This is a genomic window from Brevibacterium sp. (assembly GCF_052105255.1).
Taxonomy (GTDB): domain Bacteria; phylum Actinomycetota; class Actinomycetes; order Actinomycetales; family Brevibacteriaceae; genus Brevibacterium; species Brevibacterium linens_B.
This window is the reverse complement of record NZ_JBQDYQ010000028.1, coordinates 18,584-42,569: the sequence shown is the minus strand read 5'-3', so window position 1 is coordinate 42,569 and position 23,986 is coordinate 18,584. Positions and strand designations below refer to the sequence as shown.

The window sequence follows — 23,986 nt, the reverse complement described above, 5'->3', positions numbered from 1 at the left end:
GCGCCGCCCTGCACCTGGGCAACATCGCCGAGATGAAGACCGGTGAGGGCAAGACGCTCGTCGCCACGGCTCCGGCTTACCTCAACGCTCTCACCGGCGATCCGGTCCACATCATCACGGTCAACGACTATCTGGCCACCTACCAGTCCGAGCTGATGGGCCGCGTGTTCCGCTTCCTCGGCATGGAGACCGGCTGCATCCAGGCGAACATGCCGTCGGATCTGCGCCGCAAACAGTACGCCGCGGACATCACCTACGGCACGAACAACGAATTCGGATTCGACTACCTGCGCGACAACATGGCGTGGTCGGCCGACGAACTGGTCCAGCGCGGACATGCCTTCGCCATCGTCGATGAGGTCGATTCGATCCTCATCGACGAGGCCCGAACCCCGCTCATCATCTCCGGTCCCGCCGAAGGCGATGCGAACCGCTGGTACGGCGAATTCGCCAAGGTCGTCAAGCGCCTGAAGGCCGACCGCGACTACGAAGTCGATGAGAAGAAGCGCACCGTCGGCGTCCTCGAACCCGGTATCGAACGTGTCGAGGACTATCTGGGCATCGGGAACCTCTACGACGCGGAGAACACCCCGCTCATCAGCTTTCTCAACAACTCCATCCGCGCCAAGGAGCTGTTCAAGAAGGACAAAGACTATGTCGTCCTCGACGGCGAAGTCCTCATCGTCGACGAACACACCGGTCGTGTGCTCAAGGGCCGCCGCTACAACGAGGGCCTGCACCAGGCCATCGAGGCGAAGGAGGGGGTGAAGGTCCAGGCCGAGAACCAGACCCTGGCGACGATCACCCTGCAGAACTTCTTCCGCCTCTACGAGAAGCTCTCTGGAATGACCGGTACGGCCGAGACCGAGGCCGCGGAATTCATGTCCACCTACAAGCTCGGCGTCGTCCCGATTCCGACGAACAAACCGATGCAGCGCGTCGACCAGTCCGACTTCGTCTACAAGAACGAGGTCGCGAAGTTTGCCGCCGTCGTCGACGACATCGTCGAACGCCACGAGACCGGTCAGCCCGTCCTCGTCGGCACGACGAGCGTCGAGAAGAGCGAATACCTGTCGAAGCATCTGGCCAAGCGGGGCGTCAAGCATGAGGTCCTCAACGCGAAGAACCATGCCCGTGAGGCCTCGATCGTGGCGATGGCCGGACGCAAGAGCGCGGTCACGGTGGCCACGAACATGGCCGGCCGCGGCACCGACATCATGCTCGGAGGGAACGCCGAGTTCCTCGCGGTCGCAGAGATGGAACGCCGCGGTCTGGACCCGGCCGAGAACGAGGAGCAGTACGAGTCCGAATGGCCGGAGGTGCTCAAGGCCGCCGAGGACAAGGTGAAGGAAGAGGCCGAAGAGGTCGTCGAGCTCGGCGGACTCTACGTGCTCGGCACCGAACGCCACGAATCCCGCCGTATCGACAACCAGCTGCGCGGACGTTCCGGCCGTCAGGGAGACCCCGGTGAATCCCGGTTCTACCTGTCGCTGACCGATGATCTCATGCGCCTGTTCGGTTCGGGAGCAGCCGAACGGATCATGGCGACGGCGAACGTGCCCGACGATGTGCCGCTGGAATCGAAGATGGTCTCGCGTGCCATCCTCTCGGCTCAGTCGCAGATCGAGCAGCGCAACGCCGAACAGCGCAAGAACGTGCTCAAATACGACGATGTGCTCAACCGTCAGCGCACCGTGATCTACGATGAGCGCCGTCGGGTTCTCGACGGGGCCGACCTCGAGAAGCAGGTCGCGAACTTCCGCGAAGAGGTCATCGACGCCTACGTCGCTCAGGCGACGACGGGACCGGTCGAAGACTGGCAGATCGACGAGCTCTTCGACGCCCTCGGAAAGATCTACTCACCGTCGATCTCATCCGATGACCTCGCCGAGGAACTCGGCGGACTCGGCAACCTCACGAAGAACCGTCTCAACCAGGAGATCCAGTCCGACATCGCCCTGTTCTATTCGCAGCGCGAAGAGGAACTCGGCGAGGATGCCACCCGCGAACTCGAACGCCGCGTGGTGCTCTCTGTCATCGACAAGCGGTGGCGGGAACATCTCTACGAGATGGACTACCTCAAGAACGGAATCGGACTGCGGGCGATGGCACAGCGCGACCCCCTGGTGGAATACCAGCGCGAGGGCTTCGAGATGTTCACCACCATGCAGGACGGGATCAAGGAGGACGTCGTTCGCCTCACCAACACGCTGCAGGTTCAGGTGACGTCATCGGCCGGGTTCGACGATGCCGAGGTCGAGGTCGACGCCGAGGAGCTGCGTCACACGACTCCGAAGATGCAGCTGTCGGCCCCGTCCGAGACCGGTTCGGCCGCGATCTCCGAAACCGAGGACGACGACGAACCGGCTCCGGCGAACCGCGCCGAACGCCGCGCGAAGAAGAAGGCCAAGAGCTGAGACCGAGCCCTCAGCGGCTCACATCGTCTCCAGTGCGGTCAGCGTCCACCGGGTGGTGAGCAGTTCCAAGCGGACTGCCACCGCCCGGATGCGATTTGCGGCGGCGACGATGACCGTGACCTCGGCGATCTCGTCGCTGACCTGGCAGACGTGCGCTGTCCCCGGCCTCACCGTACGAGCGCCCGGCACGGTCGCCCGGTGCGGCGCCACTTCGGCGCGCAGCTGACAACGGTGATCGATCTTCGCCAGCAGCTCCGGTTCGACCCAGCGGGCGATCGTCTCGCTGCGTCTGACCCCGGAGAGTACCTCGAGGCAGGCAACCGCCAACGAGGTGGCCGTGGCCGCGATCCTCGCCCGGTCGTCTGCATTGTCCGGTCCACGGGTCTGCCGGCTGACCCGGCGAGGAGGCTGCGCCGTGGAGCGCGGTGCGACCTGTCGCCGAGGCGGTGCCGGAGCCTGAGGTCGGGTGAGGGTGAGCGGGGCGGTCATGTCCGGATCTCCAATCTCTGACCTGCGATGATGAGGCTCGGATCGGGTCCGATGGTGGCCTCGTTGGCGGTATAGATGTCAGCGACGAGTTGGGGGACCTCTGCTGGCGTGTCGGTCAGTTCCGCAGCGATCGACCACAGGCTCTCGCCTCGGGTCACAGTATGTGCGGCGGCTGCCGAATCCGCAGGAACAGAGGAATCGTCGTTCTCACCCGGTTCGTTGGGATTCCCGCTGTGGTCGGGTGCGTCTGCCTGATGTGATTCATCGTCGGCTTCGTCGGCTTCGTCGGCTTCGTCGGCTTCGTCGGACGTATCAGACGGTCGCTCGTCCGGCGGTTCGGCGGGCCAGCCGGGGTCGGGTGGAAGTAGGCGATCGGCTGCCTCGGATTTTTCTGGCGGCTCCTCGACGTCGGACCCCTCCACAGTGTCAGCGGGGGTCGGCGACCGTGCATCATCGTCGACCGTCGGCCATCCGGGATCGGCCGGAGCGGAGGCCGCGTCCTGCGACGATGTGGGTCCGGGCGCGGAGTCTCTGACCGGTGCCGCGTGAACCGAGTGGACGGCCAAACCTGCGGAGACGACGGCAAGAATACTCGAGGCGAGTATCCGGGGCATCGCCGTGACGACCGCTCCTGCCAGTGCGGCCCGGATGCGGCCCGATGGGAGAACCCGCAGCAGCAGTGCCAGCAGCGAAACGATGCCGATCCGCGAGAACAGGAGCACTCCAGAACCGACGATGACGATGACGATGATGTCGCCGGTCGTACGCGGCGGTGGCAATTGTGTCCAGGCAGTGAAGAAGGAACCGAGCAGAATCAGCCACGAACCCGCACATGCAATCAAGAGATACATCTAGACATCCTCCATTGGATACTGAATCTAATGGTGCCGTTAGATGTAATTTGATGTCAATGGATCGTCTATAACTACATGACTGTAGTTCGGTGCATCGTCGAATCAAGTCTTGAAAGTGGACTACAGCTGGGGCAAGCTTGGCGACTATGGACGATCGCATCGATGCACTCCTGGCGGATATCGAAGCCGCCGACTCGGCGGCGCAGACGCATGCCAGAAGGGGCGAATTCGGTGATGAGGTCGCCGGGCAGGCTGCCGAGAGGACTCTGCTCGAGCGGCTGCGCGGATCATTGAGATCGACGGTGCAGGTGACGATGTCCGATCGTGACATCACCGGGACAGTGTGCTTCCTCGGACGGGACATCGTCGTCCTCGCCGGGGTCGAGGTCTCCGCGATTGCGCTCAGGGCTGTTCTCGGACTCAGGCTGCCCACGAGAGTGCATCGGTTCGAAGCCGGTGGGTTGGAGCGATTGGGGATGGGATCGGCGCTGCGGCGCTGGTCAGCGGCCCATGAAGAGGTATCGATCGACGTCGCCGGGCGCTCGGGCGGTATTCGCGGACGATGTTCCCTCGTCGCAGCCGACTATGTCGAAATCTCCGGCCGGATCATTCCCTTCGCGGCGATCAGCGCCATCCACGCCCGGACGAACCCCTTCGGATGATCGGGGCGCAATGCTGATCGGAGTCGAAGCGAGCAGGTCAGTCCTCGATGGAGCCGGTCTTGATCTGGTACTCCGTGCGCTCATACATGCGCTGGATATACGCTTCGATCTCGGACTTCTCGACCCGCCACTGTCCGCGCCCGCCGACCTTGATGGCGCGGAGATCGCCGGAACGGACCAGGGCCCGAGCCTGGGCGATCGAGACATTGAGCAGCTCGGCCACATCGGTCAGCGGCAGGAAGCGACTTTCGACGGCCATGAGGTGACTTCTCCCGTTCCAGATGTCCATCTGGCACCAGATGTCCATCTGCTTGTTGGTGCAATTTGCCAAAAACCTTGCTTTGGCATCATTTGATGCTCAATATTAGCACTGAGAAACAGTTTCTGTCAGTGGAAATTTCGCGAATCTGGAGATGCAATGGAGCTCTCGAAACGTATCCGACGCCCGCGCTGGACCGATGCTCGGCTGTTGGTCGGAGCGATGCTCGTCGTCCTGGCGGTCGTCGGCACCTACCTGCTCGTCGCCTCGGCGAATTCGACCACCCGGGTCTGGGCGAGCGCACACGCACTCGTGCCCGGTGAGACCCTGAGTCCGGCCGATCTCACCGTGGCAGAGGTCAACCTCGCCGATCTCGGCGAGAAGTACCTGTCTGCCGATGCCGAGCTGCCGGCGAACACGAGCGTGCGCAGCGTCGTCGCGGCAGGAGAGCTGCTGGCCGCCTCGGCGGTGGCGCCTCTGTCCGAACTCGACGGGCGAGTCGTGGCGATCGACATCGCCGGCTCCGTGCCGAGCGTCGTCGACTCGGGCAGCCTCGTCGACGTCTGGGCGCAACCGGAGCAGAACGGGCTCGATGACGACGGAACCCCGCCCGAGCAGATCGTCGATTCCGCTCCGGTCGCTCATATCAGTCGAGACGTCGGCAGCTTCGGGGCCGGTGAGGGCGCACGCATCGAAGTGTTCGTCGGCTCCGGCGATCTGCCCGGTGTCCTCGCCGCCCTCGACGGGCGCAGCGTGCTCTCCGTCGTCGGTGCCCCGTCCGTTCCCGCAGAAGACGGCGGGCAGTGATGACACAGATCCTGCTCGCCGTCGACTTCGAATACGACCTCATCCTCTTCGAGCTGCTCAGTGAGATCGACGATGTCACGATCGTCGCCCGCCCCGCCGACGAGGTGGAGCTGCTGGCCCACTGTCGCACTGGGGGCGCCGACGTCGTCATCATCGGCCGGTACTTTCCCGGACTCGATGCCGAGGTGGTCGCAGCGATCGCGGCGTCGGGGGTGAAGGTGCTCGGCTTCGGCGATGATGAGCACGCCCTCGAGGACCTCGGCATCACCGCCGTCGTCCCAACGGATGCGGATGCACCCACGGTGGCCGCCGCCATCGAGGACATCCGCGCCGCCACCGTGGTCCCGCCGCGGCCGGCGACGCCTCCGGACGCCGTCGGCGGAACAGGAGTGATCATCACGGTATGGGGGACCGGATCGTCGCCCGGACGCACCCTCACGGCCGTCAATCTTGCTGATCAGGCCTCCCGCCGGGGCATGCGCAGCGTCGTCGTCGATGCCGACACGGTTTCGGGCATGGTCGCGTCCACGCTCGGACTGACAGAGGAATCCTCTCACCTGGCCAGTCTCTGCCGGTCGCAGACGGACCCGTCGGGACGTCTGCACCAGCATTCGGTCCCGCATGCAGTGATCCGTGAAAACTTCCACGTCGTCACAGGGCTCACACGACCTGAGCGGTGGCCCGAGATCCGCGCCTCCGTCCTGGAGTCGGTGCTGCAGCACTTGGCCACAGCCTACGAGGTGGTCATCGTCGACATCAGCGATCGGATCGATCCCGACGATGACCTCGCCGATCCCTTCTATGACCGGCACTGCGCCACCCGCGCCGCCCTCGAGGTCGCCGATATCGTGCTCGTCCTCGCTGCAGGAGAGCCGATCGGTCTGCAGCGGCTGGTCAAACTCCTCGGCACGCCGCGGGCTGAGGCGGTGCGGACGAAGATGAGGCTGGTGATCACGAAGGTGCGGGCGGGGGCGGTCGGCCATCCTGCCGAGACGCGGATCAGGGAAGTCCTCGACCGCTTCGTCCGCATCACCCCTGACTTCCTGCTCTCGGACGACCGCTCCACCGCTGACGCCGCGATGCTCGCCGGCCATACCCTGCACGAGCAGAACCCCAGATCCGTCCTCGTCGGCGATTTGGCCGCGATGATGGACGAGCTCCTGCCGGGCCGGCGCCGTTCCCGCCGATCGCCGAGAGGCCGCGAACGTCGCGGCGCAGGTCGTCGCGGACGCACACAGAAAGCACGGGTGAGCCAGGGGAGCGGGCCGCGGGACTAGGATGAAGGGCATGGCCATTCGCTGCTATATTCCGACCACCCTGACCGCGCTGCGTTCGACGCTGACGGATGTCCGCGGCGTCGCCCCCGATGCGCGGGGGCGCAGCCTGCGCGGCGAGGAGTTCGAAGCCGCCGAATTCGATGCCATGTGCATTGCCGCCGCCCTGGCCGCGAATGCGGCATTCGATCCCGCTGATACCGACAAGGCTGACACCGAATCAATCGCCGAGGCGGCTCCCGCCCGCCGTGTGATCGTGGCCTATGATGCCCCCGAGTCGAGCCCGACCGAACCACTGACCGACGGCTTCGATCTCCTCACCGTCGCCGAGGTCGATATGGCCCGGGCGGCCAGCTTCCACCTCGACGAAGACTCCGTCTGGGACGAAGCGGTGCGACGGGGGCAGGAGAGCGGCGCGAGTGCAGCCGAGGACCACCTCGGTGCCGCCGATCTGCTGTGGTATGACGCCTCGGAACTCGAACAGCTGCTCGCCGACGCGAACTGAGTCGGTCGCACCCCGAACGAAATCGACGCCTCAGGCGGATCTGAAGGCTCAGACGGATTCGAAGCGGCGCAGCCGGTCGCTCAGTCGCTTCTGCAGGATCGGGACCACAGCCTGTTCGATCATCGCCCCGAACATCGGGATCGACGAGCTGACCTCTGCATGAGCGGCCAGCTTCGTGACCGACTCCGCCTCGCGCAGCTCGAGGACGGCATCGATCTCGACGGGAACGCCTGCAGCGCGTGCGGTCATGCGGATCTCGGCCTCATCGCCGAGGACATCCCCGGGAATCATGTACACCTCGACCAGCACGGTGTTCTCCGGAAGCCTGGAGGCCAGTGCCTCCGGCAGCTCGGCCTTGGGCATCGGGGTCCGCACGGTCATCTCGGTGTCGGGATCCATGTATTCGGCACCGGCCTCGGAGCCGAGCTTCTCCCACACGCCGGGATCGGCGAGCTTGGCCAGGAAAGTCGACAGATCAACCGAGTATTCATGATTGAGGGTCAGAGATCGCATAGCTCCAGTTTGCCAGCGAATGAACGGTACACCACCGTATGCGGCTCGGCGTGCCTTTCTCGATATTTGGGCATAGTGTGGGGAATGACGATTCGAGGTCGAATCGCATGACGAATGCTCGTTGATCATAGAGGTGAAACAGTGACTCAGGTCTCAATTTCGGACGTTGCAGAAGCGTGGAGGAAGCAGAGGGGACAGTCGGCTCCCGAGAACTTCCTCGAAGCGTACTATCCGCGGTTCGAAACAGGGGCCAACGACCCTGAGGCGTATGCGGCTGCGGCTGCCCGTCATTTTGCGCTTGGCACCGAATACGACGGTCGGTCGCCGGCGATCGCCATCTACAATCCGAGTGTCGACTCGCCGGAATTCCGCGACAACCACACGGTCGTCGCCATCGTGCTCGCCGATATGCCCCATCTCGTGTCCTCGATCGTCAGTGACCTCGCCGCCAACGGCAGAGCGATCCGCCGCGTTCATCACCCGATCATCACAGTCACCGGAACCGGCCCCGGCGAGAAGGTCCTCTCGGCGGCAGAGGCTCCCGCGCTCAGCGCGGACACGGCGAGCATTCCGACGGTCTCCGAGGCCGCTGCCGACAGCACGGACGGTGCCCCACAGCAGCAGTCCTGGATCCGCCTCGAGATCGACCGCATCTCAGACGATGACTTCGACGCACTCGAAAAGAGCCTGCGCGGAGTCCTCGACTATGTGGCCGCGGCAGCCCGTGACGCCCAGGCGATGGCCGCGAAGGCCAAGGACATCGCCGCCGAGCTGAGCGCCCACGCACCGCGCCCGGAACTGGCCTCCGAGGCCGAATCCGCCGCCGCCCTGCTCACCTGGCTCGATGGTCACTTCACCTTCCTCGGCTACCGCGAATACGACTACATCCACGACGCTGAGCACAGCAGCCTCGAACCGATCGAGGACACGTCGATGGGCATCTCGGCCCTGCGCCCGCTCGTGAAGTCACCGCTCAGCCGAGCCGTCGCCGACAAGGCCCTGGAACCGCATGTGCTGGTGCTCACGAAGGCGAACTCGCGCTCCCGGGTCATCCGGTCCTCCTTCATGGACTACATCGGCGTGAAGACCTTCGACGCCGATGGTGAGATCGTCGGCGAACGCCGCTTCGTCGGCGTGTTCAAACCCGAGTTCTACAACGACAGCGTCCTCAACATCCCGGTCATCGACCGGAAGGTCGCGAAGATCCTCTCGGCCAGCGGATTCCCCACCGGATCCCATTCGGCCAACGAGCTCCTCGGAGTCCTCGAGAACTACCCTCGCGAGGACCTGCTGCATGAGGACACCGAGGAGATCTATGACGTCGTCATGGAGATCGTCGACATGCAGGAGCGCCGGGAATCGCGTGTGTTCCTCCGCACCGACCCCTACCAGCGCTTCGTCTCGGTTATCCTCTATCTTCCGCGCGACCTCTACAACACCGATGCTCGTGTGCGCGTGCAGGAGGTGCTGCGCAAGTTCTACAACGCCGACAGCGTCGACTTCGACGTGCTGCTGAGCGAATCGGCGCTGGCCCGGATCCACTTCGTGGCCCGCGTCGCCCGTGACTGCGAACTGCCGCAGATCGGCGCCGACGAGGTCGAAGCCCGCATCGTCGGAGCCGTTCGCTCCTGGTCCGAAGACGTCCACGCGTTCCTCGTCCCGGCCGAGACCGGCGACTCCGGCGCCTCGCATGCCCGGGCCGACCTGTGGTCGAAGGCGTTCCCTCCCAGCTACGGCGAACATCACACCCCCGCCGAGGCGGTCGCCGACGTCGGTCGGTTCGAAGCCCTCGACGCCGGTCACGGTCCGGCGGTGCGCCTCTACCGTCCCGAACAGGGCACCGACGCCTCCGTCCGCCTCGTCCTCTACCGTCATGACCGGGTCAGCCTGTCGGAGGTCCTGCCCTTCCTCACGGCCTTCGGTGCCGACGTCGTCGACGAACGACCCCATGAACTCGACCTCGCCGACGGAACGCATCGGTACATCTACGACTTCGGGCTCAGCTTCGCCGAAGAGCTGGCCGACGACGACTACGACCGCATCGCAGAGGCCTTCATGGCCGGCTGGGACGGCAAGAAGGAGGCGGGAGTATTCGACCGCCTCGTCGTCGCCGGACTCTCGTGGCAACATGTGACGATCATCCGTGCACTGGGCAAATACCTGCGGCAGGCGGGCTTCACCTATTCCGACGCCTATGTCGGTGAGGTGTACAGCGACAACCCGCAGATCTCGAAGCTGCTCGTCGACTACTTCTCCGCCAAATTCGATCCGGACGTCGACGATGCCGGACGCGAAGCGGCGACGACCGAGATCGACGACGCGATCGAAGCCGCCCTCAGCGAGGTGGCCAGCCTCGACGCCGACCGTGTGCTGCGCTCCTCCCTGGAACTGCTGCGGGCGACCCTGCGCACGAACTACTACATCCACGAATCCGGTGCCCTGCCCACGGCCCTGGTGCTCAAGATCCGACCCGACGAGCTCAGCTTCGTGCCGAAGCCGAAGCCGGCTCTCGAGATGTGGGTGTACTCCCCGCAGGTCGAAGGCTCGCACCTGCGCTTCGGCACCGTCGCTCGCGGCGGACTGCGCTGGTCGGATCGTCGCGACGACTTCCGCACCGAGGTGCTCGGCCTCGTCAAGGCGCAGATGGTCAAGAACGCCCTCATCGTGCCCACCGGCGCCAAGGGCGGGTTCTTCCCCAAGCAGCTGCCGCCGATGAGCGATCGGGACGCGTGGATGGCCGCCGGTCAGGCCGCCTACGAGGTGTTCATCGAAAGCATGCTCGAGGTTGCGGACAACCTCACCTATGGCAGCGACGACTCCAGCGTCGTCGTCCATCCCGAGCGCGTCGTCCGCCACGACGGTGACGACTACTACCTCGTCGTCGCAGCGGACAAGGGCACGGCACGGTTCTCCGATGTGGCCAACGCGATCGCCGAACGCCGCGGATTCTGGCTCGGCGACGCCTTCGCCTCGGGAGGATCGGTCGGCTATGACCACAAGGCGATGGCCATCACCTCCCGGGGTGCGTGGATATCCGTCGAACGCCACTTCCGCGAACTCGGACTCAACACCGCCGCCGAGGACTTCACTGTCGTGGGCATCGGCGATATGAGCGGCGACGTCTTCGGCAACGGCATGCTGCGCAGCGAGCACATCCGCCTCGTCGCGGCCTTCGACCACCGGGACATCTTCCTCGACCCGAACCCCGACGCGGCACGCAGCTTCGTCGAGCGCCAGCGTCTCTTCGACCTGCCGCGCTCGAGTTGGCAGGACTACGACCGGGACCTCATCTCCTCCGGCGGCGGAGTCTTCTCCCGCTCGGCGAAGTCGATCGACCTCAGCAGTGAGGCCGCCTCGGTGCTCGGAGTCGAACCCGGAAAGCGCAGCCCCGCCGATCTCATGTCCGAGATCCTGGGGGCACCTGTCGATCTCGTCTACAACGGCGGAATCGGCACCTATATCAAGGCCTCGAGCGAGAGCCACGCCGATGTCGGCGACAAGTCCAACGACGCGATCCGCATCGACGGCGCCGATGTGCGGGCACGAGTGATCGGCGAGGGCGGCAACCTCGGTGTGACCCAGTTGGGGCGTGTCGAGGCTGCGCTGAGCGGCGTCGCGGTCAACACCGACGCCGTCGACAACTCGGCCGGCGTCGACAGCTCCGACCATGAGGTCAACATCAAGCTGCTCCTGCGCACGCTCGTGCACAAGGGGGCCTTCGCCGCCGAGGAGCGGGAACAGGTGCTGCACTCGTTCACCGACCAGGTCGCCGACCGGGTGCTGGCGAACAACTACTCGCAGAACGTCGTCCTCGGTGAGGCGCGGGCCCAGACCGAATCGATGTCGGGCACGTACGGTCGGATGCTGAACTATCTGGAGAAGAACGCCGACCTCGATCGTGCGGTCGAGTTCCTGCCGAATGCCGAGGAACTGGCCAAACGCGAGTTCAGCTACTACGTGTCGCCCGAACTCGCCGTGCTCCTTGCCTATGTGAAGATGCATGCCGTCGATGAGGTCCTTGCGAGCACCGTGCCGGACGAGACGTGGATGCGTCGGGAACTCGTGTCCTACTTCCCGGAGGCCCTGCAGGAGAAGTACGGTGAGCTCATCCCCGAACACCCGCTGCACCGTGAGATCGCGACGGCGAAGCTCGTCAACCGGCTCGTCGATCGCGGCGGACTGACCTACATCTACCGGATGCTGGAAGAGACACCGGCGTCGGTGCCGCAGATCGCACGCGTGTTCGTCGTGGTCTCCGAGATCTTCGGCCTCGACGACTTCTTCGACGCGGTGTGCGCACTCGACAACCAGGTGACGACCGAGGTGCAGGTGAAACTCCAGCACGACTATGTGCGACTCCTCGATCGGTCGTCGCGCTGGCTCGTGCAGCAGGCACCTGACAGCCTTGACGTCGATTCCGGCATCGAGACGTACGGCAAGGTCGTCGAAGCTCTGCGCTCCCGGGTCCCGGACCTCGTCGACGGCTACGATGCAGAGACCATGAAAGCGAAGGCGCAGAGCTACATCGACGAAGGTGTGCCGAGTGAACTCGCCTGGCGCTCGGCTGCCCTGCTCGACGAGTTCGTGCTGCTGGACATCACTCAGCTGGCCGCCCGGGCGAACGAATCCGCCGAGGATGTCGCAGAGGTCTACTACGCCGTGAACGAACGCTTCTCCGGTTCGCAGATCCTGACCCTCATCGGCGAACTCGACCGCAGCGATCGGTGGTCGGCTCTGGCCCGCGGATCGATGCGCGACGACTACTACGCCGCGATCCTGTCGGTGACCGGAACGGTCTTGGCCGCCACGGATTCGCCGATCTCGGGAACCCCGGACGAGCGAGCGAAGCAGCGGTTGGCGGAATGGCTCGAACGCAACGAGACGGTCGTCGGTCGGGTGCTGGAGACGACGGAGACGATCCTCGGACTCGACACGGTCACTCAGGCACCGCTGTCGGTGCTGCTGCGCTCCCTGCGGTCGATGGTCCGCTCCTCGGCCTGGGAGAGCGAACACAACGGCTGACGCTGATCTCGGCCGCGGCCGACCCCACGGTCGGCCGCGGCCGCCGTGTCGGTCGTGAACGTCCGGACGGCACGGCCTCGGCGCGTGAGAACCCTGACCGATTCAGTGGTAGCGTCTGAACATCGACATCTCAGCAGATCCGCGGTTCTCCCTGGTCTGCTGATCTCACGTGGGAGGAACGAATCGTGCTCAATGAACTGCTGGCGGCCGAGGGCCTCACGGATGAGTCGGACGTCGAACACATCCATCTGCTCGTCGGGGACTGGCAGCTGCTCGCCGACCTCTCCTTCGCCGACCTCGTGCTGTGGGTGCCGTCGCCCAGCGGCGCCTATACGGTTCTGGCCCATGCGCGATCGACGACCGGAGCGACACTGTTCAACCGGGACCTGATCGGAGCGCGGGCGACCGGCCTGGAGAAGGAGCTGCTCGATCAGGCCAGCAGCACCCGCAGCTATGTCACCCACGTCGCGGGAGCCCGAGAGATGGGAATCAGCGCCGGATCCTCCGAGGTCGATATCCTCGCCGAGGCGGTGCCGATCATCCGCAATGGCGATGCCATAGCGCTCGTCGTCCGGTACTCCGAAGAGGTCCGGCGCAGAGGCTCGTCCCGGCTGGAGAAGTACTACCGGGAAACGGCGATGGCCCTGATGCGGATGATCGAGCAGGGAACGTTCCCCGACCGCGATGCCCCGTCCGGAGCCCGGCACGGCGAACCTCGAGTCGGTGACGGCATCTTCATCCTCGACCGCGATTCGCATGTGCAGTACGCCTCCCCGAACGCCGTATCGCTGATGCACCGGCTCGGCTACGGAGGAGAGATCGAAGGCAGCTACCTCTCGGCAGTGGTCTCGAATCTCAGCGCAGATCTGCGGCAGGTCGACGAGACCCTCCCGCTGGTGCTCACCGGACGTGCCCCGTGGCGGACCGAACTCGAAGTCGGGCGCACGAGTGTGTCCCTGCGCGCGATTCCGCTGACGGATGAGGGGGAGCGCATCGGTGCGATCGTGCTGGCCCGTGACGTCTCCGAGATCCGTCGCCGCAAGCGGGAGCTGCTCTCGCGCGACGCGATGATCAAGGAGATGCACCACAGGGTGAAGAACAATCTGCAGACCGTCTCCGCCCTGCTGCGGCTGCAGACCCGCCGGATCGACAGCCCCGAGGCCAAAGGTGCGCTGACCGAGGCGATGCGCCGCGTCTCGATCATCGCCGTGGTCCATGACGTGCTCAGCCAGGGCGTCGAATCCGAAGTGGACTTCGACGAAGTCGTCGACAAGGGGCTGCGTCTGACGCCCGAACTGACCAGCCCGCTGGTGCACATCGAGCTCAAACGCTGCGGAAGCTTCGGCACCATCTCCTCAGCCGATGCCACCTCCTTGGCCCTGGCCATCACGGAGCTGATCACGAACGCGATCGAACACGGATTCCCCACCGAGAACCTCGAGGGATTGGAACCGGGGGAGACGCTCAACGGCCACGTGTGGGTGACTCCTGAGCGCAATGGCGACCATCTGAGTGTGACGATCGCCGATGACGGCATCGGGCTGGGGGAGACGCAGAATCCGGGCAATGGTCTGGGTACGCAGATCGTGCGCACCCTGGTCTCCGCCGATCTGGCCGGTTCGATCCAATGGCAGGCACGCGAAGGCGGCGGAACCATCGCCGTCCTCGATGTGCCGCTGCGCCCGGATTCCTACGACTGACCCGCACACGACTAAAGTGACCCGCACACGACTGAGTCCCTTGTCTCGACGACGATCATTCGTCGTCGAGACAAGGGACTCAGTCTTCGGTCGTGTTGGGTGATTCGGCGAGGGTTCCGGCAGCTTCAGGGGGCTGCCTCCCGATGTCCGGCGTCTCAGCCGGCGCGGCGGGCGCGAGCGGCGCGACGCTTGAGAGCGCGACGTTCGTCTTCGCTCAGACCACCCCAGACTCCGGCATCCTGACCGGATTCGAGGGCCCATTGCAGGCAGGTCTCTGCGACTTCACAGCGGCGACAGACAGTCTTTGCTTCCTCAATCTGGAGCAGCGCAGGTCCGGTGTTGCCGATCGGGAAGAAGAGTTCCGGATCCTCATTGAGGCATGCTGCACGGTGTCGCCAATCCATGGTGACCTTTCGACGAATTCAGTGAACGCGGTTGGTCACGCCCGGATTCCGGGCGTGCAACTCTCACAGTCAAGGTTCACATAACGCAATTGGGCGCACAAGGGTCCGGCAGTGTGAAATTTCTGACAAGAATTTTCACCATTGTCCTGCTATGAGGGCGATCGCGCAAATCGGTCCGCGATTCGTCTTTCCGCCCCTGCTGCGGCGTCTGGGCTTAGACTGTCAGGCACATGCAGACAGCAGATGAATGCAGACAGACATCTCGTGAACCGATGGAGGACTCATGACCAACGATCTCGCCGGCCCCCGCATCGTCTCCGTCGGCGGCCACACGCCGCAGGTCGATCCGGATGCGTTCGTCGCGGCCGGCGCCACCCTCGTCGGTGATGTGCATGTGAAGAAGGGGGCGAGCGTCTTCTACGGCTGTGTTCTGCGCGCCGAGGCCGCCCCGATCACGATCGGTGAGGACTCGAATGTCCAGGACAACACCGTCATGCACACCGACGCCGGCAAACCTGTCGTCGTCGGCGCCCGGGTCTCCATCGGCCACCAGGCTCTCGTCCACGGTGCCGTCGTCGACGACGACGTGCTCATCGGAATGCACTCCACAGTGCTCAACGACGCCCACATCGGCAGTGAGTCCCTCGTCGCCGCGGGTGCCGTCGTCCTCGAAGGCACACAGATTCCGGCACGGTCGCTCGTCGCCGGTGTCCCTGCGAAGGTGCGTCGGGAGATGACGGATGAAGGAGTGGAGAAGGTCCGGCAGAACGCCCAGTCCTATGTGCACCTGTCGACCCTGCACAAGGACACCGCCGAGGTGGTCGATCGGGGCTGATCGGACCGATCCCGACCCGATCCGGCGGGGCCGTTCGCAAGCATCGTGGCGATTTGAGACAATCTGAGTGTGAACACTGAATTTGATTCCACTGCAGATCGCGTCGTCATCATCGGCGGCGGCCCCGGCGGCTACGAGGCCGCGCTCGTCGCGGCTCAGCTCGGTGCCGATGTCATGCTCATCGAGGCGAATCGGTGCGGTGGTTCCGCCGTGCTCACCGATGTCGTGCCGTCGAAGTCGCTCATCGCCACCGCCGAGATGATGGATGAGATCGAGCGCTCCGGCGGGCTCGGCATCCGGATCGAGAACGCCGGGGAGACCGATTCCGATGATCGCCGAGTCACCGCCGACCTCGAAGCTGTCAACAAGCGCATCCTCTCGCTGGCCGACGCCCAGGCCAACGACATCTACGAAGGACTCATCCGGGCCGGTGTCAAAGCCATTCAGGGCACGGCGACGCTGGCCGGTCGCGACCAGGTCCATGTCGTCGAATCCGGCGGCACCGAGTACACCCTCGAGGCCTCGACGATCCTGCTCTCGGTCGGCGCCCACCCGCGTGAGCTGCCCACTGCGCAGCCCGATGGTGAGCGCATCCTCACCTGGACCCAGCTCTACGACCTCGACGAGCTGCCCGAGCACCTCATCGTCGTCGGCTCCGGTGTCACCGGCGCCGAGTTCGCTTCGGCCTACCGTGCCCTGGGCACCGAGGTGACCCTCGTGTCCTCGCGTGAGAAGGTCCTGCCCGGGCAGGACGAGGACGCAGCCGATGTGCTCGAATTCGTCTTCCGCAACAAGGGAATGAACGTCCTCTCCCGCTCCCGCGCCGCCTCGGTGTCCCGCACCGACGACGGAGTCGAGGTGATGCTCGCCGACGGTCGCCGCGTCGAGGGATCCCACTGCCTCATGGCCGTCGGTTCGATTCCGAACACCGAAGGCCTCGGCCTGGAGAAAGCCGGTGTGCGGGTCAGAGAATCCGGACACATCGTCGTCGATGGGGTCTCGCGGACCTCGCGGGCAGGGATCTATGCAGCCGGTGACTGCACCGGTGTGCTGCCGCTGGCCTCGGTAGCCGCGATGCAGGGCCGGATCGCCATGAACCACGCACTCGGCGACGCTGTGCAGCCGCTCAAGCTGCGCAATGTCGCTTCGAACGTGTTCACCGCACCCGAGATCGCCACCGTCGGCTTCACTCAGCAGAACTACCGCGAAAACCCGACGGACATCGACACCGTGATGCTGCCTCTGGACACGAATCCGCGCGCCAAGATGCTCGGCATCGAGGACGGCTTCGTCAAGATCTTCGCTCGGCGCGGATCCGGCTCCATCCTCGGGGGCGTCGTCGTCGGCCCGCGGGCCAGTGAGCTCATCCTGCCGATCACCATGGCCGTGGAGAACCGGCTGACCGTCGACCAGCTCTCCGCCTCCTTCGTCGTCTACCCCTCAGTGAGCGGATCGCTGACCGAAGCGGCACGGAAGCTCCACCGCCACCTCTGAATCGTCGATCCGACGATCGCGGGAAAGTTCTGCTCCGCAGCTGTCGATCTTCTCGCTCCTCGACCGTCATCATGGTCTCAGGCCGCCCGGCATGACATGAGGAACGACGAAGGAGAACGACATGAAATACGCACTTCTGCTGATGGGACGCCCACAGGATCCTGACTGCGGTGAGGACGGCGGGACGGATCCGACCGAGTCCATGGCATTCGACAAGGAGATCAGCGAGGCCTGAGTCGTCGTCGGCGGCAGCTACGACATCGACATCGACGTCGCCGACATCGACGAGGCGATCGCCTGGGCGAAGAAGAGCCCCGCCGCGAAGACCGGACACATCGAGATCCGTCCGGTGGTCGACTACTGATGGACCCTGACCCCGATGCGGCTGCTCGCGGCGCTGGTCACCCGGTTCCGGGACTTCGACCTCGCCGAGGAGGCCCTCCAGGACGTCGTGCTACGCGCGGTCGAGACGTGGCCGGGCAGGGGAGGGCCGGAACGCCCTCAGGCGTGGCTGATGACCATGGCGAAGAACCGCGCCATCGATCTCATCGGCTCCGATGATGTGCGCACCCGGCACCTCGCCCGCCGGCGCATCGAGGACGAGCTGCGACCAGGTGCCCACGACGACCACTCGGAGCGCCTCGGCGAGGAGTTGGACGCGGCAGACATGCCCGACGAACGTCTCGGCCTGTTCTTCACCTGCTCCCACCCGACCCTGCGCGCGGAGGATCGTCCGCACCAAGCAGCGGATCCGCAAGACCGGGATTCCCTTCGGCCGTCCTGCGCCCGCTGAACTCGGCAGATCGAAGCCATCCGCCTGCCCCGACTGCTCGTCGGATATCTGCCGGAACAGACCGAAGCACGCGGTCTGCTGGCTCTGCTCCTGCTCACACGGGCCCGTGATCGTGCTCGGGTGAGCGAGGACGGTCGGCCGGTGCCTTCACCGTCCAGGCGGCGATCGCTGCCCTCCACGCCGACGCCGCGACGTTCGCCGATACGGACTGGAAGCAGATCCTCGTGCTCTATCGGATGCTTACCGACCTCGACCCGTCGCCGGTCGTGGCTCCCAACACCGCGATCGCCCCCGGGCAGGTCTCGGGCCCCGAAACGGCCATGAGCTCCCTGGACGAACTGGCCGATGATCCGCGCCTGCTGTGGCACAGGCCCTTCCACATCGCCAGAGCCATCACCCTCGACGAGCTCGGCCGCACGGGCGTGGCCGAGGAAGCCGATGCCGCCGGGCTGGATTGCCCCGGAAGGCCGGATCCGAATACATCACTGCCCGGATCACCGATGTTCAGCGGTGACCCGGGCAGGGACTCCTGGACGCGGGACTCCGGCGTTCGGGTGAGGCGAACGCCGGAGTTCGATGTTCCTCAGGCGGCGAAGCGGATGATCGCCTCACCGGACTTCACCGAGGCACCTGCGTCGACGAGCACCTCGGAGACGGTGCCGGAGTGACCGGCCTTGAGAGGCTGCTCCATCTTCATCGCCTCGATGACGGCAAGGGTGTCACCGACTTCGACGGTGTCACCGGGATTGACGGCGATGGAGATGATTGTGCCCTGCATGGGAGCGTTGAGCGCGTTCGAATCGTCGGCGAGCTTCGCACCCTTGCGGCTGCTCAACCCGCGTTTGCGCCGTGGGACGCTGGGGCTGGGAACATGACCGAGGTCCGAGATGACGTCCTTGGGGACCGAAACGGTCATCCGACGGCCATCGACTTCGACCACAACACTGAAGCTGTCGGTTGCAGTACTCATCTGTTCTCCTAGCGGTGGATTGACAAGCGGATTGACGAAAGCGGTTTCGAGCCAGGTGGTCCAGACCTTGAAATCGGTCGCGAAAGACGGTTCGTCCACGAGCACCCGGTGCAGCGGCAGCAGCGTCGAGACACCCTCGATGCGGTATTCGGACAGCGCCCGACGTGCTCGGGCCAGGGCCTCGTCACGAGTGGCGCCGGTGACAACGAGTTTGGCCAGCATCGGGTCGAAATCTGTGCCGACGACGCTGCCTTCGCCGATGCCGGAGTCCAGCCGCACGCCTGGGCCCGACGGCGCACGGTAGTTCTTCACCGCGCCTGTGGCGGGGAAGAACGTGGTCGGGTCCTCGGCGTTGATGCGGAATTGGAAGGAGTGTCCGCGCACGGCGGGGAACTCATCCGGCAGAGCCTCACCCGAGGCAATGCGCACCTGCCAGCCGACGAGGTCGACTCCGGTGACCTCCTCGGTGACGGTGTGTTCGACCTGGATGCGCGCATTGGCTTCCATGAAGATGATCGTGCCGTCCTCTCCGAGGAGGAACTCGCACGTCGCGGCGCCGACGTAGCCGACGTGGGCGAGCAGCCGAGCCGAGGCTTCGGAGACGATGCGCTCCTGTTCGGCGGTGAGGAACGGGGCAGGCGCCTCTTCGATGATCTTCTGGTTGCGACGCTGCAGAGTGCAGTCGCGTGTGGACACGACCCGCACATTGCCGTGGGCATCGGCCAGGCACTGGGTCTCGAGGTGGCGGGGGCGCACGATCTGCTTCTCGATGAGGCACTCACCGCGGCCGAAGGCGCTCTGGGCCTCGCGGGTCGCCGCAGTGTAGGCGGCTTCGAGGTCCTCGGCGGCAGCACAGGCGCGGAAACCGCGTCCGCCTCCGCCGTGGACGGCCTTGACGACGACGGGGAACCCGATCCGGTCGGCCACCTCGGCGGCTTCGGCCAGATCGGGCACGGCACCGTCGGAACCGGGAGCGACCGGAGCGTCGACAGCCTCGGCGACGGCCCGGGCTCCGGACTTGTCACCGAGGAGCTCGATCGCTGCCGGGGGAGGACCGACCCAGATCAGTCCGGCATCGATGACGGCCTGGGCGAACTGCGCGTTCTCGGCCATATAGCCGTAGCCGGGATGGACGGCATCGGCGCCGGAGCGCTTGGCCAGGGCGAGGATCTTCTCGATGTCGAGATACGTCTCCCCAGCTCCGGATCCGTCCAGCAGCCACGCATCGTCGGCGAGTTCGACGAAATCGGCATCGGAATCGGCACGGGTGTACACGGCGACGGCCTTGATGCCGAGGTCGTGGGCGGCCCGGATGATGCGCAGAGCGATCTCACCGCGGTTGGCGATGAGGACACGGCGGACGGCCCCGGTCGGAACAGTGGTGCTCAGAACCGAGGTCGTGGAGTCGGAGAGGACTGTGGTCATGGTGCTCCTTTGTATGATCACAGAACAATTTAGAGAACAGCACCAAGGGTTTGTAGGACAGCGATAAAAAATTGGGACGAGAACTTCAATGTTCTCGGGCGTGTCACCGAACCAGAACCGAGTCTACCGCTGGAGAGTCCACAGATCGGGCCAGAACAGGCCCATATCGGTGACCAGTTCGCGTACGACGGGCAGGCTGAGTCCGAGGACGGTGAGATGGTCGCCGTCGAGCCGGTCGACGAAGGCGCCGCCGAATCCGTCGATCGTCAGCGCCCCGGCCACGTGAAAGGGCTCTTCGGTGGCGATGTACGCCTCGAGCTCCTCCGGGCTGGGTGAGCCGATGAGCACCGAGGTGGCCGACCGTTTCGAGCGCAGGGCGCTGAGTTCGAATGGCGCCGAGGCGGTTCGAGCGGCGCGATCGGAGCCGTCGCAGCGGTCGTCAGCTCCCGTCAGCCCGGCTGCGCAGTTCGATTGCGGAGTCCGGATGAGGACGGCGACCGTATGACCCGAATGCAGCTGCGTCCATTGGCCGGCGATCGCCGACCACACATCGCGAGTGCGTTCTGCCGTTCCCGGTTTTCCGATGGCTCGCCCGTCGAATTCGAGCAGAGAGTCCCCGGCGATGACGACCACGGTGTCCGCGCCCTCGAGTGCTGGGGGAGCGGAGCCGATGATCCGGTCGATGACCGCACGGGCCTTCGCTTCCGACAACGCTGTGGTGAGTTCGCCGACGGAGCCGGTGAAATCGTCCTCGAGGGCACGTTCGTCGACCTCGGAGACGATGATGACCGGGTCGATTCCGCCGTCCCGGAGAATCTGGCGGCGTGAAGGAGACTGGGAGGCGAGGACGACGGGGATCACGAGACGGTCTCCGAATGATTCGGGACCGGTTCGGCCCTGATGTCCTCTGACACCGCTGATTCTCCGGCATCTGACTGCGCCTCGGCGCCGAGGACCAGTTCGTGTCGGCGGGCGGTTTCGCCCTTCTCAGGGATATCGAGGCTGCGATCGACGACGACCGGTGCTTCGATGCGTTCGGCGATCGCGGACAGCAGAGTCGAGGACAGCTGGGCATAGCCGAGTTCGCTGGGGAATCGTCCCGAGCCATTGAGCAGAGACCGGCGCGTCGTTCCGCTCAGCGATCCCGTCGACCGCAGCGGAACCGCACGTGAGGCCAGCGCTGCCAGCCATTGAGAACCGGCGAGGACCCGAGAGGTCCGCCGCAGTGACGTCTTGAGCGGATCGCGCAGTCCCGGCAGACCGCCGAGATTGGGACAGACGAGGACGAATACGGTGTACCGGCCCTCGCGCTGGAGCCTGTTGATGGCCTGGTTGAGCACGGGAACGCCGATGGTCGCCTGGATCGGGTGGATGATGTCGCCGGTGCCGATCGAGATGATCGCAAATCGGCGGTCTTCGCTCCAGCGATCCGAGAGCTGACGAGAGAGCCACGGCGAGCGCAGAATCTCATCGACCTGCCGATGCAGATCATCCGACAGTGCCGAGGGGCGCGCCGTGGTCTGGACCCGCACAGTGGTGCCGAGCATCCGCGCCAGACCGCGGCCGATGAGAGTCGGGGGCGCCTGATCGGCGTCGACGTCGACCCCGCAAAGCCAAGAATCGCCGATGATGGCCAGGGCGGCGGAGTCATCATCGTCGTTGTCACGTGGAGCGGCGATCGCCTCGGTGAAGGTGGAGAAGCGACGGTTCTTGTCGTCGTCGAAGGAGCTGCGCAGCGATCCTGCCTGGTGTCGGAGCAGCCCCGCAGCCGAGGCACCGGCGCCGACGACCGTCGCCCCCATGGTCGCCAGGGTATAGATCAAGCGTCTTCCCACTGTTTCCCTCCTCCGGCGTCATCATCGCACCTTTGTCAGTGCATCAACAACTATTGTTGGAGCATGACCGAAAACGATCAGCAGCATCCTCCGAACCGATTCCGTGGGGCATGGGAGGCGTTCCGGCGGGGACGCGGCTCCTCCCACTCCCAGTCCGAATCCGAAATGGCCCCGTCGCAGGCCGTCAGTCCCGAGGAGATCGCACTCAGTCGAATCGAGGCCGAGGCCAAACCGTACGTGGCTCCGGGTCTCAAACTCGCTGCTGCGTGGTCGTGGCGGTCGATCGTCGTGCTCGTGGCGATCGGCGTGGCACTGTGGCTCCTGTCGAAGATCTCCAGCGTCGTGCTGCCCGTGCTCATCGCTCTGCTGTTGGCCGCTCTGCTCGCTCCGCTGACCGGGTGGCTGAAGAAGAAGCGTGTACCGCGCGGCGGGGCCGCTGCGATCTCCTTCATCGGGTTCATCGTCATCGTGCTCGGACTCTTCGGCCTCGTCGGTCAGCAGATCTATTCCGGCATGCCCGATCTCGTCAGACAGGTCATCGCCGGTGTGTCCGGAATCAGCGGCTGGCTGGCTTCGAGTCCCTTCGGCATCGATGCCTCGACCATCTCGAGCTACATCGACGAGGCGATCAAGACCGCGACGAGCTTTTTCCAGAACAACGGCAGCCAGCTTCTCGGCGGTGCCCTGGAGGCCACTTCCTCGGTGGGCACGTTTTTCACCGGTATGGCCGTCTGCCTGTTTGCGACATTCTTCTTCCTCTATGACGGAGAGAACATCTTCAGGTGGGTCATGAACCTGCTGCCGGTCCCGGCCCGTCCTGTGGCCACTGGTGCGGCTCGGCGCGGGTGGACGACCCTCGTGCAGTATGTGCGGGTCCAGATCCTCGTCGCCGCAGTCGATGCGATCGGCATCGGCATCGGCGCTGCGTTCCTCGGGATCCCGCTGGTCATTCCCATGACGGTGCTCGTCTTCCTCACCTCGTTCGTCCCCGTCGTCGGCGCCATCGCCTCCGGCGCGGTCGCCGTGCTCGTCGCTCTGGTCTCGAACGGACTGGTCAGCGCGGTGATCATGTTGGCCGTGGTCATCGCGGTCCAGCAGATCGAAAGCCAGGTCCTGCAGCCCTTCCTGATGGGCAAGGCCGTGTCCGTTCATCCGCTGGCCGTGATCCTCGCGGTCACCGGAGGCGGCTTCCTCTTCGGCATCGTCGGTGCCCTCTTCGCCGTTCCCCTGGTGGCGGTGCTCAACAGCGTCGTCAGCTACATCGTGCGCACAAACGCCGGTGACTCCGAGGCGGCAGAGGATGAGCCGAAGCGAGACCCGAAGCGGGACCCGGACGAGCGCGAAGCCACCGCTGTCCTGGAGACAGCGAAGGAACGGCTCACCGCCACCGTCGAAGAGTCTGCGGAGGTCGAACGCGCATCAGATACCGAACCGCCCGACTCGGCAGGAACCGGAACAACCGGTTCGACGAGGTCGGATGAGCCCGGTTCGGCAGAGCCCGGACGGCCGAAGACGGGCCCTGACGCCTGAACCTCGGACCAGGCGATCCGGCAGGACGCCTCTGAACCGGAGTGATTAGAGAAGTGGGGGGGGGGGGGGGGGCCCCCCCCCCCCCGGGGGGGGGGGGGGGGCGGCGGGGGGGGGGGGGGGGGGGGGGGGGGGGGAAAAAAAACAGGCGCGCCGGGGGCGAGGACCACCCACACTCGCCACCCCACACACATCCCCCAA

General features: G+C 65.3%; 22 protein-coding genes. 14 read left to right on the top strand and 8 right to left on the bottom strand.

What is annotated here, in order from left to right; genetic code table 11:
• A partial coding sequence (secA, locus tag ACTIIH_RS09545; RefSeq protein ID WP_441451569.1) for a preprotein translocase subunit SecA occupies positions 1-2,417 on the top strand: 2,417 nt, incomplete at its 5' end.
• Positions 2,418-2,435: 18 nt separating this feature from the next.
• Here the strand turns inward: secA and ACTIIH_RS09540 are convergent.
• Together ACTIIH_RS09540 and ACTIIH_RS09535 are read right to left on the bottom strand one after the other, a co-directional pair.
• The gene (locus ACTIIH_RS09540; protein WP_441091490.1) at positions 2,436-2,906 is read right to left on the bottom strand and encodes an Rv3235 family protein; all 471 of its coding nucleotides are present in this window, start codon (positions 2,904-2,906) and stop codon (positions 2,436-2,438) included.
• The gene (locus ACTIIH_RS09535; RefSeq protein ID WP_441451568.1) at positions 2,903-3,757 is read right to left on the bottom strand and encodes a LysM peptidoglycan-binding domain-containing protein; all 855 of its coding nucleotides are present in this window, start codon (positions 3,755-3,757) and stop codon (positions 2,903-2,905) included. Before ACTIIH_RS09535 ends, ACTIIH_RS09540 begins: the two co-directional genes overlap by 4 nt.
• 149 nt (positions 3,758-3,906) lie before the next feature.
• On the opposite strand from ACTIIH_RS09535, the gene ACTIIH_RS09530 reads away from it, so the two are divergent.
• Complete coding sequence (locus ACTIIH_RS09530; RefSeq protein WP_441091492.1) at positions 3,907-4,422, top strand: hypothetical protein; 516 nt, start codon at positions 3,907-3,909, stop codon at positions 4,420-4,422.
• A gap of 37 nt (positions 4,423-4,459) precedes the next feature.
• On the opposite strand, the gene ACTIIH_RS09525 is transcribed toward ACTIIH_RS09530, so the two are convergent.
• Positions 4,460-4,681 (bottom strand): helix-turn-helix domain-containing protein, encoded by a 222-nt coding sequence (locus ACTIIH_RS09525; RefSeq protein ID WP_025780784.1) that lies wholly within the window; start codon positions 4,679-4,681, stop codon positions 4,460-4,462.
• A gap of 159 nt (positions 4,682-4,840) precedes the next feature.
• Here ACTIIH_RS09525 and ACTIIH_RS09520 point away from each other — a divergent pair, with 159 nt between their 5' ends.
• From ACTIIH_RS09520 to ACTIIH_RS09510, 3 genes are read left to right on the top strand one after another with little or no spacing between them, the layout of a single operon-like run.
• Positions 4,841-5,488, top strand: coding sequence for an SAF domain-containing protein (locus ACTIIH_RS09520; protein ID WP_441091493.1), 648 nt, complete (start codon positions 4,841-4,843; stop codon positions 5,486-5,488).
• Positions 5,488-6,765 (top strand): AAA family ATPase, encoded by a 1,278-nt coding sequence (locus tag ACTIIH_RS09515; RefSeq protein WP_441451567.1) that lies wholly within the window; start codon positions 5,488-5,490, stop codon positions 6,763-6,765. The genes ACTIIH_RS09520 and ACTIIH_RS09515 overlap by 1 nt, the downstream gene beginning before the upstream one ends.
• A gap of 10 nt (positions 6,766-6,775) precedes the next feature.
• Positions 6,776-7,267: a DUF6912 family protein gene (locus ACTIIH_RS09510; RefSeq protein ID WP_441451566.1), complete on the top strand. Its 492-nt coding sequence runs from the start codon at positions 6,776-6,778 to the stop codon at positions 7,265-7,267.
• A 48-nt stretch (positions 7,268-7,315) separates the two neighbouring features.
• Here ACTIIH_RS09510 and ACTIIH_RS09505 read toward each other — a convergent pair whose 3' ends face one another.
• The gene (locus ACTIIH_RS09505; RefSeq protein WP_441091496.1) at positions 7,316-7,780 is read right to left on the bottom strand and encodes a DUF2505 domain-containing protein; all 465 of its coding nucleotides are present in this window, start codon (positions 7,778-7,780) and stop codon (positions 7,316-7,318) included.
• Between the two features lie 141 nt (positions 7,781-7,921).
• Here ACTIIH_RS09505 and ACTIIH_RS09500 point away from each other — a divergent pair, with 141 nt between their 5' ends.
• Together ACTIIH_RS09500 and ACTIIH_RS09495 are read left to right on the top strand one after the other, a co-directional pair.
• Positions 7,922-12,802, top strand: a complete 4,881-nt coding sequence (locus tag ACTIIH_RS09500; RefSeq protein WP_441451565.1) for an NAD-glutamate dehydrogenase — start codon at positions 7,922-7,924, stop codon at positions 12,800-12,802.
• A gap of 185 nt (positions 12,803-12,987) precedes the next feature.
• The gene (locus tag ACTIIH_RS09495) at positions 12,988-14,502 is read left to right on the top strand and encodes a sensor histidine kinase (protein WP_441451564.1); all 1,515 of its coding nucleotides are present in this window, start codon (positions 12,988-12,990) and stop codon (positions 14,500-14,502) included.
• Positions 14,503-14,657: 155 nt separating this feature from the next.
• Here the strand turns inward: ACTIIH_RS09495 and ACTIIH_RS09490 are convergent, their stop codons facing one another.
• Positions 14,658-14,906: a WhiB family transcriptional regulator gene (locus ACTIIH_RS09490; RefSeq protein ID WP_009374875.1), complete on the bottom strand. Its 249-nt coding sequence runs from the start codon at positions 14,904-14,906 to the stop codon at positions 14,658-14,660.
• Positions 14,907-15,189: 283 nt separating this feature from the next.
• Between ACTIIH_RS09490 and ACTIIH_RS09485 the strand changes: the two genes are divergently transcribed.
• The 6 genes from ACTIIH_RS09485 to ACTIIH_RS09460 all read left to right on the top strand — a co-directional run bounded on the left by ACTIIH_RS09485 (position 15,190) and on the right by ACTIIH_RS09460 (position 18,696).
• A complete protein-coding gene (locus tag ACTIIH_RS09485) occupies positions 15,190-15,741 on the top strand; it encodes a gamma carbonic anhydrase family protein (protein WP_441091499.1) in 552 nt (183 codons plus the stop codon).
• A gap of 69 nt (positions 15,742-15,810) precedes the next feature.
• Entirely contained in the window at positions 15,811-17,235 is a 1,425-nt protein-coding gene (locus ACTIIH_RS09480; protein ID WP_441451563.1) for an NAD(P)H-quinone dehydrogenase, read from the top strand.
• A 259-nt stretch (positions 17,236-17,494) separates the two neighbouring features.
• A complete protein-coding gene (locus tag ACTIIH_RS09475; protein WP_441451571.1) occupies positions 17,495-17,599 on the top strand; it encodes a YciI family protein in 105 nt (34 codons plus the stop codon).
• 15 nt (positions 17,600-17,614) lie between these two features.
• The gene (locus ACTIIH_RS09470; RefSeq protein ID WP_441451562.1) at positions 17,615-18,028 is read left to right on the top strand and encodes a sigma factor; all 414 of its coding nucleotides are present in this window, start codon (positions 17,615-17,617) and stop codon (positions 18,026-18,028) included.
• A 9-nt stretch (positions 18,029-18,037) separates the two neighbouring features.
• Positions 18,038-18,352 carry a DUF6596 domain-containing protein gene (locus ACTIIH_RS09465; RefSeq protein ID WP_441451570.1) on the top strand — a complete coding sequence of 105 codons (315 nt, stop codon included), beginning with the start codon at positions 18,038-18,040 and terminating at the stop codon, positions 18,350-18,352.
• Positions 18,265-18,696 (top strand): hypothetical protein, encoded by a 432-nt coding sequence (locus tag ACTIIH_RS09460; protein ID WP_441451561.1) that lies wholly within the window; start codon positions 18,265-18,267, stop codon positions 18,694-18,696. Before ACTIIH_RS09465 ends, ACTIIH_RS09460 begins: the two co-directional genes overlap by 88 nt.
• On the opposite strand, the gene ACTIIH_RS09455 is transcribed toward ACTIIH_RS09460, so the two are convergent.
• The 3 genes from ACTIIH_RS09455 to ACTIIH_RS09445 all read right to left on the bottom strand — a co-directional run bounded on the left by ACTIIH_RS09455 (position 18,612) and on the right by ACTIIH_RS09445 (position 22,258).
• The gene (locus ACTIIH_RS09455; protein WP_441451560.1) at positions 18,612-20,423 is read right to left on the bottom strand and encodes an acetyl/propionyl/methylcrotonyl-CoA carboxylase subunit alpha; all 1,812 of its coding nucleotides are present in this window, start codon (positions 20,421-20,423) and stop codon (positions 18,612-18,614) included. The two genes, ACTIIH_RS09460 and ACTIIH_RS09455, sit on opposite strands and share 85 nt — an antisense overlap.
• A 123-nt stretch (positions 20,424-20,546) precedes the next feature.
• On the bottom strand, positions 20,547-21,284 hold the full coding sequence (locus ACTIIH_RS09450; RefSeq protein WP_441451559.1) for a Maf family protein: 738 nt from the start codon (positions 21,282-21,284) through the stop codon (positions 20,547-20,549).
• Positions 21,281-22,258 (bottom strand): SGNH/GDSL hydrolase family protein, encoded by a 978-nt coding sequence (locus tag ACTIIH_RS09445; RefSeq protein WP_441451558.1) that lies wholly within the window; start codon positions 22,256-22,258, stop codon positions 21,281-21,283. Before ACTIIH_RS09445 ends, ACTIIH_RS09450 begins: the two co-directional genes overlap by 4 nt.
• A 63-nt stretch (positions 22,259-22,321) precedes the next feature.
• Between ACTIIH_RS09445 and ACTIIH_RS09440 the strand changes: the two genes are divergently transcribed.
• Positions 22,322-23,788, top strand: coding sequence for an AI-2E family transporter (locus tag ACTIIH_RS09440; protein ID WP_441451557.1), 1,467 nt, complete (start codon positions 22,322-22,324; stop codon positions 23,786-23,788).
• Positions 23,789-23,986: the final 198 nt, after the last annotated feature.